The sequence below is a fragment of the Pedobacter roseus genome (genome assembly GCF_014395225.1).
Classification (GTDB): Bacteria; Bacteroidota; Bacteroidia; order Sphingobacteriales; family Sphingobacteriaceae; genus Pedobacter; species Pedobacter roseus.
On record NZ_CP060723.1, the window covers coordinates 5,532,407 to 5,552,969 of the forward strand.

A 20,563-nucleotide genomic window follows, 5' to 3' on the forward strand; every position below is an offset into this window, starting at 1 on the left:
GGCGAGGCATGTTTTACATCATCCATTATCCCTCTTCCATCATCCATTTTATCCGTATATTTGCATTTTATTTTATAGTAATGATTTACATAACGAGAAAAGCATCATTTAATGCGGCGCACAAATTGGCGCGTACCGATTGGGATGATGATAAAAATAGTGAAGTTTATGGTAAATGTGCCAACCCCAACTGGCATGGCCATAACTATTGGCTGTATGTTACAGTAAAAGGCGAAGTTAACCCGGAAACAGGCTTTCTTGTCGACCTGAAATGGCTTAAAGAGGTAATGAACAATTACGTAGTAGATAAAGTTGACCATAAAAACTTAAACCTCGACGTTGATTTTATGAAAGGTAAACTGGCTTCTACCGAAAACCTGGCCATCGAAATCTGGAAGCAGTTAGAGGCGCCAATCGCAGAAAGCGGTGCCGTTCTGCATTGCGTAAAAATCTACGAAACTGAAAATAATTTTGTTGAATACTTTGGTTAAAAACCTAAATTAATGAGCGATAAAGACATATTAAATGGCGAATCGGAACGCGGGTATGTAAAAGTAGACCGTTACAACGAAGAAAAAATTGAAGCTGTAGCCACACATTATAAAGATATATTAGGGCAACTGGGCGAAAACCCTGAACGCGAAGGTTTGCTGAAAACGCCGGAACGTGTAGCTAAGGCTTTGCAGTATTTAACGCACGGTTATGATATAAAACCGGATGAAATCCTCAAATCTGCCATGTTCCAGGAAGATTACAGCCAAATGGTAGTGGTAAAAGACATTGAAGTGTATTCGATGTGCGAACACCACATGCTGCCGTTTTTTGGTAAGGCGCATATTGCATATATCCCTAACGGGCACATTGTTGGGTTAAGTAAAATTCCACGTGTGGTTGATGCTTTTGCCCGCCGTTTACAGGTACAGGAGCGCTTAACAAACGAAATCAGAGATTGTATCCAAAACACACTCAGCCCAATGGGAGTAGCCGTGGTAATGGAGTGCAGGCATTTATGTATGTCGATGCGCGGTGTACAAAAACAAAACTCAGTGACCACAACATCTGCCTTTACCGGAACTTTTTTAAGCAACGATAAAACAAGAGCGGAGTTTTTAAGGTTAATTACAGCGAGTTTAGATTAATAGTATTTAGTAGAAAGTAATAAGTATCAAGATAAGGCAATAGATAAAAAACGCCAGCCGCCAAACGCGATACGCCAAACTAATTATAATGAAAGCATATATTTTTCCCGGACAGGGAGCACAGTTTGTAGGCATGGGTAAGGATCTTTACGAAAACCCAAAAGCTGCAGCTTTATTTGAACAAGCCAATGAAATTATCGGTTTCCGCATTAGCGATATTATGTTCGGCGGAACGGATGAAGAACTTAAACAAACCAATGTAACCCAGCCTGCTATCTTTTTACATTCGGTTATTTTAGCAAAGGTTTTAGGAGATGATTTTAAACCTGATATGGTTGCTGGTCACTCTTTAGGCGAATTTTCTGCTCTCGTAGCGGCAAATGCCTTAAGTTTTGAAGATGGGTTAAGATTGGTAATTGCACGTGCAAATGCCATGCAGAAAGCTTGCGAAGCGCAACCTTCAACTATGGCTGCCATTTTAGGTTTGGCTGATGATGTGGTGGAGAAAATCTGTGCCGAAGTTGATGCGGTAGTGGTACCAGCTAATTACAACTGTCCCGGACAATTGGTAATTTCCGGAAGCATTGAAGGTATTGATCTGGCATGTGCAAAATTAACTGAAGCAGGAGCAAAAAGAGCCTTAAAATTAAATGTAGGTGGTGCATTTCACTCTCCTTTAATGGAGCCTGCAAAAATCGAACTTCAGGCAGCTATTGAAGCTACAAATATTTCGGCCCCAATTTGCCCGGTGTATCAGAATGTTGATGCAAAGCCTTATACAAATCCAGCCGAAATTAAAGCAAATTTAATTAAACAATTAACGGGTGCTGTACGTTGGACACAAACAGTGGGCAATATGCTTGCTGATGGTGCAACTGAATTTGTTGAAGTAGGCCCAGGCAATGTATTACAGGGCCTGGTTAAAAAAGTAAGCCGCGAAGTGCAAACCAGCAGCGCTACTGTTGCTTAATTTAATGCAATAAAATATAACAATGCCAACGCCATAAGCCCAAAGTTTATGGCGTTGCTTTTTATCAATATTTAATATCTTTATCACTAAGATGAAAATGAGCTTTGGTGTAAAAATTAGGTTTCTATTGCTCGTTTTGGGCTGTTGCCTCATGGTAACATCTATTTCGCTGAGCCGTTTTACCACCAAAAGCGAATTGCTCGAGCACGATGCTGAACAGATACAGCAGAATCTTTCGGCTAAAGAAAGATTGGTACAGGCCTTTCTGGCCAATAAAAAAGAAGTAGCTAAAGCCAGGCATTTTCACATCAATCCTAAAAGCGGGATCGACTTTATCAATCGTTATCGCGACATAAACGGCGTAAATCTTTTAACCTTCGAAAACAGTGAGCTTAAGTACTGGAGTACCATTAAGGTTTCGGATATAGACCCCAATACCATTAAAGAGGGTAGTTCGGTATTGTTTTTTGCCAATGGCTGGTACGAGGTGATTAAAAGCACGCAGGGCAATTTTAGCCTTATTTTTCTGATATCCATCCAGTCGCAGTATCCTTTTAAAGAAACTCAATACTTTAAAAATGATATTGATCCGATTTTATCCACTACAAAATTATTAACGTTTGCTTCCTTTACCGATAAGGATGTATATGTAATCAAAAGCCTAGATAATAAATTTTTGTTCGGGCTTAAAGTAAAGCAGGGTTATGCCGAAACCTACTATTCGGGAACACAGTTATGGCTGTTCATCGCCGGGATATTGTGTATCTGTATGTTTTTTAATTCCCTTAGCTCGCTCATTGCCCGCCGTGGGCATATAGCCTGGGGTACCTTCCTGCTGCTCTTTTTCTTTCTTGCCTTCCGCTTATCCGATTTATATTTTGGTTGGTTTAACCACCGCTTTATTTTAGATCTTTTTGACCCAAAGATATACGCAGATAGTTTTCTGATGCCTTCATTGGGCGATTTCCTGTTGAATGTTATCGTCCTCACCTGGTTGCTGCTTTTTATGTATAACCACAAAGAGCAATATAAATTTCCGGAGTGGATAAAACGCAATAAGGCTGTAGGACTGATTATTCAGGCAGCCCTAATGGTGCTAATCGGTAAAATTGTATGGGATACCGACGATATTTTTTTCGGGCTGATTTTTAACTCAAAGATTAATTTTGATATTGTAAACATCCTAAAACTGAGCGGTACCAGTTGGGTGGGGATTGTGATTTTGTGCCTGGCCTGGTTTCAGATTTACCTCATCACCGTAATTTCGGCCACGGTGAGCCGTCAGCTCAATGTAAGCAATAAAGAAAGAATCATTATTTTCCTGATCGGATTTACGGGTGTTTTTGTTTATAAGCTTTTTGTTGATTTTAATGCATTCTTTATTGTTTTTGCCCTGATATTGTTTATTGTGGCAAGGGCAGTGTACCTCAAAGAAAAGCACTTTTCAATCGGTTTATTTGCCATTGTTTTTTTCTGCCTCGCTTTTAATACCTCCATTAAATATACAAGGTATAAAGATATTAAAGAGCGGAGCCTGCGCGAACCACTGGCCCGGAAGATACAATCATCAGAAGATTTAAATGCCATTATTGCCTTAGGTAGCCTGGGTAATGAAATTGTTAAAGATGATTTTCTGTCGAGATATTTTAAACAAAATAAAACTGCAAATTACGCGGTGCTCAAAAACCACCTGAAAGATTACCTGGACGGTTATTTAAGCCGGTACGACTACCAGATTTATCCTTATGATCGGTTGGGGATGATAATGGGTAATGCCGATAGCCCGCCTATCGATAAATATAAAAAACTGGTAGAAGCAGGTTCGGTTAAAATAGACGGGTCTAACTTTTTCTATCAGGTTAACAATACTTTTGGTTATCAGGATTATTTTGGGATTATATCGATGGTAAACCAGGGCAATTTGTTGGGTACACTTGTAATCGAGCTGCGCTCTAAGCCATACAATTATAATAACCGTTTGCCCGATCTTCTAGGTGATCAGAAACTGGCTAAAGATGAGGATTTTAAAGGTTATTCTATTGCCTTTTACAGTAATAACAAGCTGCTTAACCAGTCAGGAAATTATACCTATCCGCTTGATGGCAGTGTATATAAAGGCAAAAAAGATGATTTTGTAATTGATAATGACGACAAACTGCATTATAGCCACATGATTTACAAGCCTTCTGACAGTAAAATGGTAATTATCAGTAAGGCCAAGGTTGATTACGTAGAACGTTTAGCCGCATTGTCGTTCTTTTTTCTGGTATTCATCATCTTCTCTTTAGTGCTTTATGGTTTAATCTGGCTGATCAAAAACCTCGACGATGATAAAGTAGGCTGGTTTAGTATCAATCGTTCATTGATGATCAATGCCAATAAAATCCTGTATAAAACCAGGATTCAGGTTTCTATAGTGTTATCTGTAGTGGCTACACTGGTAATTGTGGGTTGGGTAACCTATTATTATATGAACCTCGAATACCGCGGTCAGCAGGATGCGATACTGAAAGATAAGATCAGAAAAGTTCAGCAGAATTTTGAAAAACAGGTGTTCAATAACGGGATCATTTCGAATGACGAAAGTGCTGTGGCTGATTTTAACAATTTTGCTGATATTAATAATGCCGATCTGAATTTATACGATCTGAGCGGCAACCTGATTATGACTACTTACCCTAAGCTTTACAATTACAAAATTATAGGCAGAAAAATGGGTCCTTTGGCTTATGTATCCTTAAATAGCCTCCACCGGTCGGAATACATCAACCCCAAAGAAAAAATCGGCAATTTAACCTATGCGGCCGCTTACGCTCCGATCAGAAACGCACAGAATAAAACCATCGCTTATATTGGCCTGCCCAATTATTCGAACGAAGAAGAATATACCGATAAGATTGCGCTTTTTGTGAGTAACCTGATCAATATTTACGCGCTTGTTTTTGTGGCCATTGGGGTACTGGCAGTGTTTTTGGCCAATCAGATCACCAGTCCGCTAACCTTTATCCAGGAGAGCATCAGTAAGACCAAAATAGGGCAGAAAAACGAGCCTATTGTGTGGCGGCGGCACGATGAAATCGGCTCTTTGGTTAAAGAGTACAATAACATGATTTCGGCTTTAGAGGCCAGTGCGCTTAAACTGGCAAGATCGGAACGTGAAAGTGCCTGGCGCGAAATGGCCAAACAGGTAGCCCATGAGATTAAAAACCCTTTAACCCCTTTAAAACTTGGGGTACAGTTGCTGGAGAAATCATGGAGAGAGAAAGATCCTAATTTTGAACTGAAGTTTAATAAATTTAGTAAATCATTTATCGAGCAGATTGATAGCCTGTCGAAAATTGCTTCTGAGTTTTCAAATTTTGCTAAAATGCCCGATACCAATTTGGAACGGCTTGCTTTGCTTCCGGTTATTGAACGGGCCAGGGAGGTGTTTAAAAGCACTGAAAATGTAACCATCGATATCACCAATAAAAGCACTGGCGATATTGAAATTATGGCCGATCATGATCAGTTGTTAAGGACTTTTAATAACCTGCTCAAAAATGCGATAGAAGCTATTGATGAGGAAACTTTGTGCTGCATCACCATTGTTGTTTATGTAGATCTTCAGAATGCGTTTATCGAAATTAAAGATAACGGAAAGGGGATTCCACCATCGCTGCACGATAAGATTTTTGTACCCAATTTTACCACTAAAACATCGGGTACGGGCTTGGGGCTTGCTTTTGTAAAACAAGCAGTAGAAAATGCAGGCGGAACGGTTAAATTTACCTCCATAGCAGGTTTAGGAACAACTTTTTATTTAAGTTTTCCACTGGCTTAATAAAGAAATAAATGAGGTTGGCGTTTAATCAGGATTCGTTTAATTTTATCTCAGTTCAACCTGAGCCTTGCCCATGGTATTACCATCAGCATATAAAATTACGGTATAGATGCCTTTAATAAAAGGCTTTGGGTTTGCCCAATCGATAACATAGGTGCTGTCATCGTTATTGTAGTTGATAAAAATAGAGTGGCTGAACTGCATTTCCTGCCCGTCGGCTTCAAAGCGGTTGCCCTCGTCGGCCAATAAATTGCCCGCAGGATCAAATACCCTTAAATAAATATTATGATGACCCTTTTCTGCCAGTTGGTTAGGGATGATGGTAAAACGGACGCTTAGTTTTTCGGCGGTAGACGATTTTGTTACCTCTACCTTTTTACCGCTCGATTTTATTCTGAAGGCAATAATTTCTGCGGTTTGAAGCCTTAATGCCGCTGCGGTTTTAACTTTTGCATTAAGATTGGAGTTTTCGTTCTCCAGGTTCGAAGCCTTGTTGCTAATGTTGCGGAGGGTATTCTGTAAACTGTCGCGACTATTTTTTAAAAAAATATTGTCTTTTTGCAGCTGGATAATTTGCTCGTTGTACTTTTTTACAAATGTTTTCAGCTCATTAATCTGTGCATTGGCTTTGTCTAGTTCAACTTGTGTAAGCTGGCCTTTTTCTAAAGCGGCCTTAAGCTCTTCAATTTTAACACGGGCCAGTTTCTGTTCATCAACAAGTTTATCGTTCAGGTCGAGGTTTAAAGCGTTTACCTTATCTAGCTCAACCTCAATCTTTTCTACCTCAAGCCGCAGCTTATCCTTTTCTGCACTAATGCTTACAGATCTTTCGCTCTGCTTTCGGTCTTTAAAAAACAGGTAAGTATTTGTGCCGATTAAAGCCGCTATAACGATGACGAGGAAGTAAATTTTGTTTCTGTCACCCTTATTAATCTTTTGTGGTTCCATTTTTAATAACGCTGTATCTTCTTTAAATTAATATACTTTTGTTCTTCCATAGGTAAATGGGGGTACACAATTAATTTAGCAGGGCGCAAATTAAAATTTTTAAAAACTTATAAGAGTTTTTAAAAAAAATCGTTTAATTGCTAATGTTCATTTGTATTCAAATTAACACAAACACACAACCTGAATAAAAAATAAGACAGAAATAATGCTTAAAAACTTCCTATACGCACTTTTATCTTTAACTGTAGTACCTTATATATTAAATGCACAACCTTTATCAAAAATTGCACCAAAAAGGGAGTTTAGAGGCGTATGGGTAGCTACGGTTACCAATATCGACTGGCCATCCAGGCCAGGTTTAAGCGTCGATCAACAGAAACAAGAACTTATCGGGATTTTAGAACGACATAAAAGCCAGGGCATGAATGCCATTATTTTGCAGGTAAGGCCTGCTGCCGATGCTTTTTATGCAAAATCGCGCGAGCCCTGGAGTCAGTGGCTGATGGGGAAGCAGGGTCTAGCTCCGGCACCAGGTTACGATCCATTGGCTTTTGCCATTAAGGAAGCCCATTTTAGGGGCATGGAGCTGCATGCCTGGTTTAACCCTTACCGTGCAAGCATGAGCAGCTCTGCTGTATTAAGTGAAGATCATGCTTACCGCAAACATCCTGATTGGTTTTTTACTTATGGCGGCAAAAAGCAGTTCGATCCTGGTATTCCTGAAGTGAGGGAATATATTATCCAGGTAATTTTGGATGTTGTAAAAGGATATGATATAGATGGTATCCATTTCGACGATTATTTTTATCCTTATAAAGTAGAAGGACAGACCATTAATGATGGGAATACTTTTTATAAATACCCTAATAATTTCTCCGATATTAAAGATTGGCGCCGTAATAACGTCGATATGCTGATTAAGCAGTTGGATGACAGTATCCACCACTATAAAAAATGGGTAAAATTTGGGATCAGCCCGTTTGGGATCTGGAAAAATAAGTACGAAGATCCCGAAGGTTCTGCTACCAGTGGTTTATCTAACTATGCTGAACTTTTCGCCGATAGCCGTAAATGGGTGAAAGAAGGGTGGGTAGATTATATTAATCCTCAAATTTATTTTACGTTTACCCGAAGGGTAGCTCCTTATGGTATTTTGGTTGATTGGTGGAGCAATAATACTTATGGAAGGCATGTGTACATTGGTCAGGGTGCTTACCTGGTTAACTCAAGAGCTGAAGCCGCATGGAAGAACCTGAGTGAAATTCCTAAGCAAATCAGGTACCTCAGAGATAATAACCGGATTCAGGGAAGTGTATTTTTTAGTTCTAAATCCTTAAGTACCGTTGCAAAAGCAGTGGGCGATTCGTTAAAGAACGATTTATATAAATATCCCGCCTTGCCACCACAAATGCCCTGGTTGGATGAAGTGCCACCAAATGAACCGATGGCCTTAACTGCTGATGCTCTAAAAGATGGCGTGCATTTAAAATGGCAACTCCCGTTAAAAGCAAAAGATGGCGAAACGGCTTCGGGTTTTGTGATTTACCGTTTTAGCGAAGGAGAGAAAATTTCGGTGCTCGACCCTAAAAACATCCTAAAAATAAGCTTCGAAGATTATCTTTCGTTTATTGATACCAGTGTAGAAAGTGGAAAGCGGTACAGCTACCTGGTAACTGCGCTTGATCGTTTAAAAAATGAAAGTGAGCCTAGTGGGCCTGTTGGTGTAGAAGTGCCTTTGGCAAAAGAATAGAAGAACCTCGGGTTTACTACTCTTAGAGGCCGTTATTTCGGGCGGAGCGCAGCGTAGTCGAGAAATCTGCCTTGATAGATCTCTCCATTCCACTGCGTTTCAGTCGAGATGACGTCGCCTTATTCAACCTTTTTTATCGGTCGATTCTCTTTCTATAATATTTGGATTAAGTACAACATGCTCAATTTTAGCATAAGGATTTTCCTGACTGATCATATTAAGAAACATCTTAGCGCATTCTTTACCCATTTGTGAGGCATGCTGATCGATGGTTGATAAGCTGGGCGTAATGTACGCCGAGAAAGCTTCGTTGGCAAAACCGATTACGCCGATTGCTGGTGGTGTTTCACCAATCTCTTTAAGTTTTTGGATTACACCCAGGGCCGTAAAATCATCTCCCGCTATAATGGCATCGGGTTTATTGTTGCGCATCAGTTTGCCAGCGCCAAAACGGCCATCTTTAATGGATAGGCCTCCTAAAATTAAATGATCCGCTATACTTGGCAGGTTATGATCTGCGAGTGCTGCTTTGTAGCCTTCAAGGCGATCGTTAAAGATTTTAACCTGATGGGCTGTGGTTACAAAGGCAATTTTTTTATAACCCTTATCGATGAGGTGTTTAGTGGCCAAATAACCAGCCTTAACATCATCAAGGGTAATGGTGGGCACTTTTAAATCAGTATTTACACGGTCGAAAAAAATCAGGGGTTTATTCTGTTCAATAATTTCGGCAAAGTGCGAAACATCTTTGGTTTCTAAAGATAATGAGGCCATAATGCCATCAACCTGGGCCTCTAACAATGTTTTTACACCATTAATTTCATTTTCTACCGATTCGTTTGATTGATAGATAATTATTCTGTAGCCGCTATCTTTCAGGCCATCTTCTATGCGATGGATAATGGATGCGAAAAAATGGGCCTGTACGCTTGGCACAATTACACCTATAATATAAGTCTTGCCTGATTTTAAGGCAGAAGCAAGTTTATTTGGGCTGTAGTTGAGCTTTTTGGCCATTTCTATTACGGCCTTCCTAGTGGTATCGCTGATGGCAGGGAAACCACTTAATGCCCTCGAAACGGTTGATACCGTAATGTTAAGCGCATTTGCGATATCGTATATAGTGGTTTTCTTTTTCAATTAGTAAGTTAAATCATCAATAATGAGCGAAATTACTAAACCTTAATAATAATATTCTTTTTATACATGAAATATAGCAAAACATAAAATCCGAGGACATAAGTAATGGCCCAAACCAAAGAAGCATTTATCGGGCTGAAAAAAGGCATATAACAGGTTTCGTAAAACCTGACCAACAAACCGGTTTTGGTGCCATCAGGTTTGGTTAGCTGGATCAGGTTGAGAACCCTGGGAGCCAAACCCGCAAGAAAAAATACCGTGATGGCATTTACCCCATATACCACAAAAGGAGTGGTAAATTTCTTAAAGCCCTGAACATCGATGATCCAGTAACAAAGTGCCAAGCCGATTGAGGCTAATCCGCCTGCATACAGCACGTAAGAGCTTGTCCATAGTGCTTTGTTTATCGGGAACTGTAAATTCCACAGCAAGCCTAAAACAACTGCGATAATGCCGGTAGTAAAAAGCCAGGCAACTTTTGTTGGGTTATCTACATCTTTTCTGCGCATCCAAACCCCAACCAGTATACCAAAAAGGCAGGTGCCTATTGCAGGTAAGGTACTTAAAATACCTTCCGGGTCCCATGTTTTTGAAGATGCCCAGGTATGTGCTTCGGTTAAAATGCCACGATCAATCCAGGCGGCCAAATTGGTTTCTTTTTCCAGGTTGGGATAACCCACGCCCGGAACAGGAATGAACGTCATTAATGCCCAATAAACGGCAAGTATTATAATTAATGCTCTAAAGATGTTTTTGGTAGAAACTTTAATGAAAATAATGCTGCTGATGATAAATACAATACCTATTCTTTGTAAAACACCCAATAACCGTACGGTTTGAAAAGCTTCCCAAATGGATTTATCATCTATAATGGCGCTGATGATTTTACCGAAAATAGCCAGGAAAAACCCAAGCAGATATAAAATAATGCCCCGTTTAACCGCTTTGATAATTGTTTTTTGATGTGTAGCCGGATCTGCTTTGCTACTGCTCATGGCAAAAGCGATTGATACACCCACAATCCATAAAAAGAAAGGGAAGATTAAATCGGTAGGGGTGCAGCCGTTCCATTCAGCATGCTCTAAAGGTGCATAAATGTGGCCCCAACTGCCCGGATTGTTCACTAAAATCATTGCGGCTACTGTTAATCCCCTAAAAAAATCAAGAGATAGCAATCTTTGCTTAGGTTCGCTCATGGTTGGTTGGTTTGAGCTAACTAATTTAGAGTATTGTTTTTAGAAAGAGAAATAAATAAGAAGTTGGGGGCAAACGGTCTGTCATCCTGAACACCGTGAAGGATCTTTTTTAAGTGTGGTTAGTGATTCTTCGTTAACAGGGGCTGTGCTACCATAGACAGAATTCAAAAAAAGGTCGTCATTGCGAGAAGGAACGACGAAGCAATCTATCATGCTAGTGATCCTTGCTGTAAAGATTGCTTCGTCGGCTGAAAAGCCTGCTCAGCAATGACGATCCCCTGGGAGATTTATTTCCATTAAATTCTACTGTCATTTATATTGATTTTTATAAATAAATTATCCCTCAGTATGACGGCATGGGGATAGATCTTTATTTTTTGCCACGGATGCTCAGAAACACGGAGAGATTTGATTAAGCTGGGTTGTTTCCCTGAAGAAAGGCCTGGATCACAACGGCAAAAGGCTTATGTTCGATAAACCTGACCGACAGCGTTATCCCGATTTAAGATTAATTTGTTTTACCGGTTTTTTTATCGGGATTAAGCAAAGGGCAGGACTAAATGTACCGAAGCACTACGAACATTGCTTTCCAAAAAAAGAGATTTCGGATAATTAGACTTTAATTATGCCGGTTGGTGTGAAACCAATCAATGGGAAATTCGTGTAAAAACCTGTGAAGTCTTGCTGCGTTCCAGGCCTTTGAGACTTCGCAGGTTGGGCAAAAAAAAAATCCTGCTTTGCGTTAACAAAGCAGGATTGATATTTATTTAAATTAGTCTTCAAACTTCCAGCGTACAAATGCCTCCATGGCTTCGTATTCTGCAAGGCCAAGTTCATCGTAAGCCTTTGCCGTATCGCGGTTGCGGTCTTCAGCGCGTTGCCAGAATTCTCTTGCATCATCACCCGGGAAAACTGCCCTGTCTTTTTGACTCTGGTGTTTAAAGATCGCATTTCTCTTACGTTCCAGTTCTTGAGGAGAAATTGGAACAGCCATTTCGATCTCATAAGTTTCGAACTCGTGCCATGCACCACGGTACATCCATAACCAGCAATCCTGTGCCCAGGCTTCGGTTTTACGCAGGCGTTTTAAGGCCGCCAAAATAATATTGAAACAAACGATGTGTGTTCCATGCGGATCTTCAAAATCGCCTGCGGCATACACCTGCTGCGGTTTAACCTTTTGTAATAATTCGATAGTGAGTTCGATATCGGCATCGGTTACCGGGTTTTTCTGCACTTTGCCACTTTCGTAAAACGGAAGTGCCTGGAAATGGATATGGTCATCTTCTAAGCCGCAATAACGCGCTCCTGCGATGGCTTCACCTTTTCTGATCAGTCCTTTAACCGTTTGGATCTCCGGCGTATCAACCTGGTTTGGTTTTTTCTGCTCAATAAAGGTTCTCATTTTGTTATACAGATCCTTTAAATGAGTATTATCCATGCCCATTTTCTCGGTAAAATCTACGTTGAACTCAACAAAGCGCAATGCATCATCATCCCAAACTGCCGTATTGCCCGAAGTTTGGTAAGCCACGTGTACATCATGTTTCTGGTCAACCAGGCGCAAGAATGTACCTCCCATTGAAATTACATCATCATCAGGGTGTGGAGAGAAGATAATTACGCGTTTTTTTGCTGGTTCAGCTCTTTCCGGACGTTGAGAATCGTCGGCATTTGGTTTACCACCCGGCCAACCCGTAATGGTGTGCTGTAATTTATTAAAAATATGGATGTTAATGTTGTAAACCGGCCCTTTTTCGGTAGCCAGTTGCGCCATACCATTGTTGTTGTAATCGTCTTCCGTTAATTTTAAGATCGGTTTTTTAAGGGTGTTGGCCAACCAGATTACCGCTTTGCGGATCAATGCATCTGTCCACACACAATCTTTAACCAACCATGGTGTATCAAAACGGGTCAGTTCTGAAGCTGCAGGTGCATCAAGGATAAACTCCACATTTTCAGAAAGCTGTAGGTAAGTTGCCGGTACTTCGCCCGAAATTTCGCCTTCAACTGCTTTTTTAATGATCGAAGCTTTTTTACGGCTCCAGGCCATTAATATAATTTCCCTTGCTTTGAAAATGGTACCAATACCCATGGTAATGGCTTTGGTTGGTACAAAGCTTTTTCCACCGAAATCGCGTGCAGCATCACGGCGGGTAAGATCATCTAAAGTAACCAAACGGGTACCCGAGTTTGGTGCGGAACCCGGCTCGTTAAATCCGATGTGACCGGTACGTCCTATACCCAAAATCTGGATATCAAGTCCGCCAAGATCACCGATTTTCTTTTCATAAGCTAAACAGAATGCCGGAATATCCTCCAGTGCAAGTGTTCCATCAGGGATATGGACGTTTTTCTTGTCAATATCGATATGATCGAAAAGATTTTCGTTCATAAAGGTAACGTAACTCTGTACCGCTGTTGGCGCCATTGGATAGTATTCATCCAAATTGAAAGTAATTACGTTTTTAAAACTTAAACCCTCTTCTTTGTGCAGTCTCACCAATTCGGCGTAAACTGCAATTGGGGTAACACCTGTTGCTAAGCCCAGTACTGCAGGTGTGTTGTTTGCTTGTTTTGATTTAATGAGCCCGGCAATACGGTGTGCTACATTAATGGAAGCAATTTTTGGATTTTCGAACACGCTTACGGGTAATTTCTCGAAACGTGTCTCCTCCAGTAGATTTAATCTAGCCATTTTTTTTATATGGATTTTAATGTACGGAGCAGTAAATATAGGCAGTTATGACCGATTTGTAACAAAGGATATTTACTTTTATTGGAAGTATTTACATAAAATTGGATTAAAGGGGCAGACAAACGTTTGATCTTTTTAACATAAAATCAATATGAACGCAGAGATTCAAAAGTTGTACAGCAAAGCAGCAAAAACAGAACGTTTTATAATCGGTTTAATGAGCGGGACTTCGATGGATGGATTGGATATTGCACTCTGCTCGGTTAAAGGGAGTGGACCAGATACGGATATCCGGTTACTGAAATTTAAAACCGGCGATTATACTGATGATTTCAGGGCAAAAATAAAAGCTGTTTTTTCTAAAAAGGAAGTTGATTTACAACTGGTTTGTCTGATGAATGAACATATTGCCAATACGCACGCTGCACTCATTAACGAAGCCCTTATAGAGTGGGGGATTGGAAATGAGGCTGTTGATTTTATTGCCAGCCATGGACAGACCATTTTCCATGCGCCAAAATCTTTGCATCAACTGGCCGATTATCCCAATGGTACATTACAGATTGGTGATGGTGACCATATTGCGATAAAAACAGGGATTATCACACTTTCTGATTTTAGGCAAAAACATTTAGCGGCAGGGGGTGAAGGCGCACCTTTAGCGGTGTATGGCGATTACCTGATGTTTTCGAAAGCTGGAGAAGATCGCATAATGCTGAACATTGGCGGGATTGCAAATTTTACTTATTTGCCAGGTAGTATGGATGCCAGTGCGGTTTTTTCGACAGATGTTGGTCCGGGGAATACACTCATGGATCAGTATGTGCAACGGCATTTTAATCTGTTTTATGATAAAAATGCCGGCATAGCTTTAAGTGGAGCACTAAATCCTCAGCTTTTGTCTGCTTTGCTTAATTGTGATTTCTTTGACCTGGGTTTCCCTAAAACTACAGGACCGGAGCTGTTTAACCTGGAGTATTTAACAAAAGCCCAGGAAATATCCTCAACAGCGGATATAAGTAAGGAAGATGTAATGGCCACGCTGTGCCACTTTTCTGCCGAAACCATTGCCAATGCCATAAAACGCTGCTTTGGAGCGGATGCCCGTGCACAGGTGTTTATGAGCGGCGGCGGAATGCATAACCCATTGCTGGTAAAACTACTTCAAGCTAAATTGCCTTCTTGTAATTTCTTAACTACTGATGATCTAAATATTAATCCCGATGCTAAAGAAGCAGTTTTATTTGCAGTACTTGCCAATGAAACGCTTTGCGGCAAACCGATCAACTTTGGCGATCGGCAAGGTGTACCTTCTGTTTGTATGGGGAAAATTAGTCTACCGGAATAAAGCCTGAGTACTCTGTCAAAAGTCAGGAGCAGACAATTAATTAAGCAGTATGTAACTTTCAAACATTTCAAATTTACAACCTTCCAACTTTGTTTACAATTTTCAAATAAAAACCAGCTTAAAATTTGCTTTGTGCGGTATTTTGTTAAATTTGTTTTAACACTAATCTTCTAACACAAAACCAAATTTTATGGAAAAAAGTTACCTAAAATGGTCAACAGGATTTTTTGCGATTTTGTTGATCCCATTTCTGCTGCTCTTATTTGCAGAGGCGGCTCAGGCACAGAATAAACGCTATACCATCAGTGGTAAAGTAACTGATGCCTCAAATAACAGCCCGGTTCCGGGCGCTGTTGTAAAAATACTCGGCACTAACCTTGCAACCAGTACGAGTTCGGGTGGAACCTACACATTTTCGGTCGATTTGGCTCCGGGTAAATACCAGCTGCAGATTTCTTTTATTGGCTATAAATCAACTGTGGAACCGGTAACGCTTGGCGATAATATTACTGTTCAGGTAAATGGTGCTCTTAGCGGCGATGCAGTGGGCCTCGATGAAGTAATTGTTACGGGTACCTCGCAAGGTACTACCCGCAAACAGTTAGGTAGTTACGTGAGCACTGTAAAAGGCGATGATTTAAACAAAGCGCCAAGTGGCAACGTACTTTCCTCTTTACAGGGAAAAACCCCAGGTGCACAGATCAGTCAGAATTCCGGAGATCCTGCGGGAGGAATGTCTGTTCGGTTAAGAGGGGTTAGCTCTGTTAACTCATCTTCAGAGCCACTATACATCATTGACGGAGTAATCGTAAACAATTCTACAACCAGAGTAACCAACACATCTGCCAATTATGATGGCGGAAATTTTGTTGGAAGTATCGGCCAAAACCGGATGGTCGATATAAGCCCTTCCGATATTGATCATATTGAAGTATTGAATGGCGCTGCTGCGGCTGCCATTTATGGCTCAAGGGCAAATGCGGGTGTAATTCAGATTTTTACCAAAAGAGGTAAAACCGGCGAACCGCAAGTGAGCTTTAGTACAAGCCTAACCATAAGTGAGTTGCGGAAGCAAATTGATGTCAATCAATCGCCAACAAAATTTGGAGGACCAACCGATGGGCCGACTGCGCAGACTCAAGATGTACTGTCTCCTGCACTAATTACAACAACTCCAGTAACCAGGTATAATTATCAGGATTATATTTTCAGAACAGGAATTGGGACAGATAATTCAGTTTCAGTTTCGGGCGGTAACGACAACACTAAATTCTATACCTCTGCTGGCTATTTCTCAAACCAGGGAATTATAAAAAATACCGATTTCACCAGAATGAACTTCAGGGCGAATATTGATCAAACCATTAACAAGTGGGCGAAATTAACAGCAGGATTCAATTACGTTCATAGTGATGCTAATGAGAAGCCCGACGGTAATTCCTTCTTTTCGCCAATGAATTCGGTTACCATTATTGGTAATTTTCACGATCTGTTTACCAGGGATGCATTAGGCAATTTAAAAGCCATCGGAGAACGCGGTCGTGTTAATCCGGTTTCTGTTATTGAAGATATCAAGCAGCGCCAGTTTACCAATCGCATTATTGCAAATACGGGATTAAAACTTACACCTGTTAAAAATTTAACTATTGATTACACTATGGGGGTTGATAATTCAATCCAAAACGGAACTACATTTATTCCGCCTTTTGCATATAATGTAAGTACAGGTTTTTATGGTGGCGGACCAACGCTGGATCCATCACTAAATGGTTACGCAAGTGCTGCAAACGCTACAACAACATTATTCAATAATGAACTGAATTTTACTTATGATACCAAAATTACAGGCTTGTTGAGTTCTACTACTCAGCTTGGCGGATCTTATCAATACCAAAAAGACCTGTACAGCTTACTAAATGGACGTGGATTAGCGCCTTTTGTTCAGGTAGTAAACGGAGCGAGTACTGTTTTACCTAATGCAGACAGTCGTTCAGAATTCTCAATTAGTGGTGCTTATTTACAACAAAATTTTAAATATAAAGACCATTTGTTTGTTACTGGTGCCATAAGGGTAGATCAATCAACTGTATTTGGGGAAGACAATAGAACGCAGTTTTATCCTAAAGCAAACGTAAGTTATGTGCTTTCATCTGCCGATTATTGGAAGGATTTGGGTGTATCATCATGGTGGAATGCACTAAAATTAAGAGCGGCTTATGGCCAGTCAGGAAATTTAACAGGGATTGGAGCATACGATCGTTTCAACGTTTATTCGCCAAGTGCGTTGAACAGCAAAACATCTTTAACATCGTTAACAACATTGGCTAATACGAGCGTAAAACCAGAGCGCCAAAAGGAGCTTGAAATTGGTACAGATATGTCCTTTTTTAACAATCGCTTAGGTTTAACTTTTAGTTACTATAATAAAAACGTAACTGATTTATTATTGCCGGTTGTGATTGCACCAACAACTGGTTTTTCTAGTCTCTTAGACAATATTAGCGGGACTTTAAAAAATAAAGGTATAGAGTTAATGCTTACAGGAGTGCCAGTTAAAACCGAAGACTTCACCTGGACATCGACGCTAATTTACAACAGAAATAGAAATAAAATAGTGGGTTCAGGTGCACAGAGACTAATAGCAACCAATGCTGGAGCACCCGTTTCTATTACTGACGGTTATCCGGTAGGTGTTTTTTATGGGACATATTTTGAACGGACATCAACTGGGGATATTGCAACAAATGCTGCTGGTATTCCTTTAACAGCAGGTCAGGCCGCTGGTAATGTTTTACGTAAAGTAATCGGCGACCCGAACCCCGATTATACAGGGTCTTTTGTTAATGATTTTACCTACAAAAAATTGAGCTTGCACATTCAACTGGATGCTGTTCAGGGAGGCGATGTTTGGAACGCAGACTGGAGAACACGTCAGGGTGTAGGAAACGGGAAAGTAGCTGAAGCTGAGCAGATGGGGCAATTGCCTAGAGGTTATGTGGCTGGGGCATACAATGTAGAAGAATGGCGTATTGATGATGGATCTTTTGTGAAATTAAGGGAAATTTCTTTAAGCTATACTATTGGTCAGGTTAAATTTGTTAAAAGCTTAACCGTTAATCTTAGCGGAAGAAATCTGATTTCGTGGGATAATTATAAAGGTTACGATCCGGAGTTGAACTCTGGTGGTCAATCTACCATTTTGAGAAATATCGATTTCGGCTCAGTGCCAATTCCACGTACTTTCTCTTTGGGTTTACAAGCAAGATTCTAATTTAAAAAATTATTATGAAAAATTTAAAATCAACATATATAGGTTATGCATTTCTGCTTACAATAGTGGCTTTTTCAAGCGCTTGTAAAAAGGAGTATTTAAATCCTAATGCGGCTACTGCCAATGATGTATTAAACTCGGCAAAAGGTTTAACAGGCGTTACGGTAGGCTTACAGAAAAACTATTCTACTACGCGTGCTGGAATTCTGTATGCTTCTATTACTTTAAATGGTTTAACTACAAATGAACTGATATCCATTAATACAGGTAATACCAATGAAGAAAGGTTAGTTGCGGGGGTGTACAGGTAGATGGTACAAATTCGGTATTGCTAAATGTTTGGGCTGGAGCTAATAAAATCATTTATGATGCCGATAACGTGATCAATAACGCAGCCAATCTTCCCGATAAAAGTTATGCATCAGGTCTAATTGCGCAAGCAAGCATTTTTAAAGCACTCGCCTTGGGTAATTTAGCAGAATACTGGGAAAAAGTGCCTTCTGGAAACGGGCAGAATGTATCATTTATTACGAGAGCCGAAGGCTATAATAAAGCAATTGCAACCATCGATAATGCTTTGGCCGTAATAGCAGTAAACCCGGTAAATACTTCATTTTTAAGCAATGTACCTTCTGGAATTGATATTCCGAATACGTTAAATGCCTTAAAGGCCCGTTATGCATTATTTGCAGGAAATTATGCCCTTGCATTAACAAGTGCAAATGCGGTCGATTTAACTAAAAAATCATCATTTACATACGATGCACAGAACCTTAATCCGATTTTTGAGATCGCAACCTCTACCAACAATGTTATACAACCAAAAAATATAAATTTAGGGCAAACCGGAGCTAATGTTCCTGATGCTGGCGATGGAAGGATTCCATTTTATACTATAATTAATACCACCGTGCGTATCAATGGTTTTGGATCGGGTACTTTTACTCAGATTCCTGTTTATTTGCCTGGAGAGATGACGTTGATTAAAGCAGAAGCTTATGCCCGTCAGGCAAGCCCTAACTTAACTTCTTCGCTTTCTGAGCTGAACAAAATCGTAACTAAAACAGCTTCAACAGATCCTTTTGGTGTGGGGGCAGCATTGCCAGCCTTAACCGGAACATATACACAACAGCAGCTTTTAGATCTGATTTACAAGCACCGTTGTATTGAACTTTTCATGTCGGGTTTAAAGCTTGAAGATATGAGAAGGTTTAACCAGCCCTTAACCGATCGCAAGCGTAATTTCTTTCCTTATCCTTTTGCAGAAAGGGATAACAATACGAATACCCCTGCCGATCCAGGTTTCTAACAGAAAAGAGTCCCGATGACAATCGGGACTCTTTTTATAAAATATTCAATTCCTTTTCCTTGTAGCGGGAAAGCGATTCGTGTTCAATATCCAACTCTGTGATCAGGTAGCTGATGCTTTCTATCGGGCAAACCCTTAACCTCAGTGCAATATCCAGTTTTTCGGAAATGCAGAGTACCGCTGTTCTTCGTGCACAGGCTAACATGGCTTTTTTAAGCTGATTAATTTCCCAGTAGGTATCAGTTAAACCTTCATCAGGGTGAATGGCGCTGGTGCCCATTAAACATAAATCGGCTTTTATTTCCGATAATTGAGTAATAACCTGTCCGCCATAGGTAACCTGCGAATTTTTGGAGAACAGACCGCCAATCAAAATCACTTCAATATTATTGTATTTAGCCAATTCTACTGCAACTAGTGGGCTGATGGTAAAAAACGTAGCCATTAAGCCTTGTGGAAGTAATTTTACAAACTCCAGAATCGTGGTTCCGCCACCCGTTAAAATCACCATACCATCTTTTATCAGCTGGACTGCTTTTTTGCCGATGGCGATTTTACTATCGCGGGCATAAACCGTACTGTCATCAAAAGAACTGTGGTAAGATTTGGATAAAGCACCTCCATGTACCTTATAAAGCAGGTTTTCATCAACAAGTTCCTGCAAATCCCTTCTGATAGTATCTTCCGAAACATTGAGTAATTGCACCAGATCAGAGGTTAATACACGGTTGTGTAAGTTAATCTGTCGCATGATGAAGTCGTGGCGTTCTTTTTTCAGCATAAGTAGGTGTTTGGTTTTAAACGAAAGTATAAAAGATTTTTAGATTTTGTACATATTGCGCGTTTTTGCGGTTTTTTGCAATAAAATATTGTTTAGTTTGTATGATAAATCTTGCCTGTTTGTTTTTTATGTCAAAAACATTCATCATATTTACTTAACTAAGATCAAAACTGCGTGAATTTGCGTTTTT

General features: G+C 40.1%; 14 protein-coding genes. 9 read left to right on the plus strand and 5 right to left on the minus strand.

Annotated elements, in window-relative coordinates:
• Positions 1–80: 80 nt before the first annotated feature.
• The 4 genes from H9L23_RS22880 to H9L23_RS22895 all read left to right on the plus strand — a co-directional run bounded on the left by H9L23_RS22880 (position 81) and on the right by H9L23_RS22895 (position 5,932).
• Positions 81–491 carry a 6-pyruvoyl trahydropterin synthase family protein gene (locus H9L23_RS22880; protein WP_187592480.1) on the plus strand — a complete coding sequence of 137 codons (411 nt, stop codon included), beginning with the start codon at positions 81–83 and terminating at the stop codon, positions 489–491.
• Between the two features lie 12 nt (positions 492–503).
• Positions 504–1,139: a GTP cyclohydrolase I FolE gene (gene folE, locus H9L23_RS22885; RefSeq protein WP_187592481.1), complete on the plus strand. Its 636-nt coding sequence runs from the start codon at positions 504–506 to the stop codon at positions 1,137–1,139.
• Positions 1,140–1,227: 88 nt separating this feature from the next.
• Positions 1,228–2,109, plus strand: coding sequence for an ACP S-malonyltransferase (fabD, locus tag H9L23_RS22890; RefSeq protein WP_187592482.1), 882 nt, complete (start codon positions 1,228–1,230; stop codon positions 2,107–2,109).
• Between the two features lie 91 nt (positions 2,110–2,200).
• On the plus strand, positions 2,201–5,932 hold the full coding sequence (locus tag H9L23_RS22895) for a sensor histidine kinase (RefSeq protein ID WP_187592483.1): 3,732 nt from the start codon (positions 2,201–2,203) through the stop codon (positions 5,930–5,932).
• A gap of 45 nt (positions 5,933–5,977) precedes the next feature.
• On the opposite strand, the gene H9L23_RS22900 is transcribed toward H9L23_RS22895, so the two are convergent.
• The gene (locus H9L23_RS22900; RefSeq protein ID WP_187592484.1) at positions 5,978–6,880 is read right to left on the minus strand and encodes a hypothetical protein; all 903 of its coding nucleotides are present in this window, start codon (positions 6,878–6,880) and stop codon (positions 5,978–5,980) included.
• 205 nt (positions 6,881–7,085) lie between these two features.
• Between H9L23_RS22900 and H9L23_RS22905 the strand changes: the two genes are divergently transcribed.
• Positions 7,086–8,630, plus strand: a complete 1,545-nt coding sequence (locus H9L23_RS22905) for a glycoside hydrolase family 10 protein (protein ID WP_187592485.1) — start codon at positions 7,086–7,088, stop codon at positions 8,628–8,630.
• Between the two features lie 123 nt (positions 8,631–8,753).
• On the opposite strand, the gene H9L23_RS22910 is transcribed toward H9L23_RS22905, so the two are convergent.
• The 3 genes from H9L23_RS22910 to nagB form a co-directional block, all read right to left on the minus strand.
• Entirely contained in the window at positions 8,754–9,770 is a 1,017-nt protein-coding gene (locus tag H9L23_RS22910) for a LacI family DNA-binding transcriptional regulator (protein WP_187592486.1), read from the minus strand.
• A 35-nt stretch (positions 9,771–9,805) separates the two neighbouring features.
• A complete protein-coding gene (locus H9L23_RS22915; RefSeq protein ID WP_187592487.1) occupies positions 9,806–10,966 on the minus strand; it encodes an acyltransferase family protein in 1,161 nt (386 codons plus the stop codon).
• A gap of 772 nt (positions 10,967–11,738) precedes the next feature.
• Positions 11,739–13,664 carry a glucosamine-6-phosphate deaminase gene (nagB, locus tag H9L23_RS22920; protein WP_187592488.1) on the minus strand — a complete coding sequence of 642 codons (1,926 nt, stop codon included), beginning with the start codon at positions 13,662–13,664 and terminating at the stop codon, positions 11,739–11,741.
• 151 nt (positions 13,665–13,815) lie between these two features.
• Here nagB and H9L23_RS22925 point away from each other — a divergent pair, with 151 nt between their 5' ends.
• The 4 genes from H9L23_RS22925 (at position 13,816) to H9L23_RS22935 (ending at position 19,592) form a co-directional block, all read left to right on the plus strand.
• Entirely contained in the window at positions 13,816–15,012 is a 1,197-nt protein-coding gene (locus H9L23_RS22925) for an anhydro-N-acetylmuramic acid kinase (protein ID WP_187592489.1), read from the plus strand.
• A gap of 190 nt (positions 15,013–15,202) precedes the next feature.
• The gene (locus H9L23_RS22930; protein WP_187592490.1) at positions 15,203–18,283 is read left to right on the plus strand and encodes a SusC/RagA family TonB-linked outer membrane protein; all 3,081 of its coding nucleotides are present in this window, start codon (positions 15,203–15,205) and stop codon (positions 18,281–18,283) included.
• Between the two features lie 14 nt (positions 18,284–18,297).
• Positions 18,298–18,594 (plus strand): hypothetical protein, encoded by a 297-nt coding sequence (locus H9L23_RS26735; RefSeq protein WP_246474765.1) that lies wholly within the window; start codon positions 18,298–18,300, stop codon positions 18,592–18,594.
• Positions 18,595–18,611: 17 nt separating this feature from the next.
• Positions 18,612–19,592 (plus strand): RagB/SusD family nutrient uptake outer membrane protein, encoded by a 981-nt coding sequence (locus tag H9L23_RS22935; protein ID WP_246474766.1) that lies wholly within the window; start codon positions 18,612–18,614, stop codon positions 19,590–19,592.
• 34 nt (positions 19,593–19,626) lie between these two features.
• Here the strand turns inward: H9L23_RS22935 and H9L23_RS22940 are convergent, their stop codons facing one another.
• On the minus strand, positions 19,627–20,373 hold the full coding sequence (locus H9L23_RS22940) for a DeoR/GlpR family DNA-binding transcription regulator (RefSeq protein ID WP_187592491.1): 747 nt from the start codon (positions 20,371–20,373) through the stop codon (positions 19,627–19,629).
• Between the last annotated feature and the right edge of the window lie 190 nt (positions 20,374–20,563).

Excerpts from the sequence above, each read along its gene's own strand:
- H9L23_RS22880 (WP_187592480.1), top strand. The coding sequence starts at position 81 with ATGATTTACATAACGAGAAAAGCATCATTTAATGCGGCGCACAAATTG.
- folE (WP_187592481.1), top strand. The coding sequence starts at position 504 with ATGAGCGATAAAGACATATTAAATGGCGAATCGGAACGCGGGTATGTA.
- fabD (WP_187592482.1), top strand. The coding sequence starts at position 1,228 with ATGAAAGCATATATTTTTCCCGGACAGGGAGCACAGTTTGTAGGCATG.
- H9L23_RS22895 (WP_187592483.1), top strand. The coding sequence starts at position 2,201 with ATGAAAATGAGCTTTGGTGTAAAAATTAGGTTTCTATTGCTCGTTTTG.
- H9L23_RS22900 (WP_187592484.1), bottom strand. The coding sequence starts at position 6,880 with ATGGAACCACAAAAGATTAATAAGGGTGACAGAAACAAAATTTACTTC.
- H9L23_RS22905 (WP_187592485.1), top strand. The coding sequence starts at position 7,086 with ATGCTTAAAAACTTCCTATACGCACTTTTATCTTTAACTGTAGTACCT.
- H9L23_RS22915 (WP_187592487.1), bottom strand. The coding sequence starts at position 10,966 with ATGAGCGAACCTAAGCAAAGATTGCTATCTCTTGATTTTTTTAGGGGA.
- nagB (WP_187592488.1), bottom strand. The coding sequence starts at position 13,664 with ATGGCTAGATTAAATCTACTGGAGGAGACACGTTTCGAGAAATTACCC.
- H9L23_RS22925 (WP_187592489.1), top strand. The coding sequence starts at position 13,816 with ATGAACGCAGAGATTCAAAAGTTGTACAGCAAAGCAGCAAAAACAGAA.
- H9L23_RS22930 (WP_187592490.1), top strand. The coding sequence starts at position 15,203 with ATGGAAAAAAGTTACCTAAAATGGTCAACAGGATTTTTTGCGATTTTG.
- H9L23_RS26735 (WP_246474765.1), top strand. The coding sequence starts at position 18,298 with ATGAAAAATTTAAAATCAACATATATAGGTTATGCATTTCTGCTTACA.
- H9L23_RS22940 (WP_187592491.1), bottom strand. The coding sequence starts at position 20,373 with ATGCTGAAAAAAGAACGCCACGACTTCATCATGCGACAGATTAACTTA.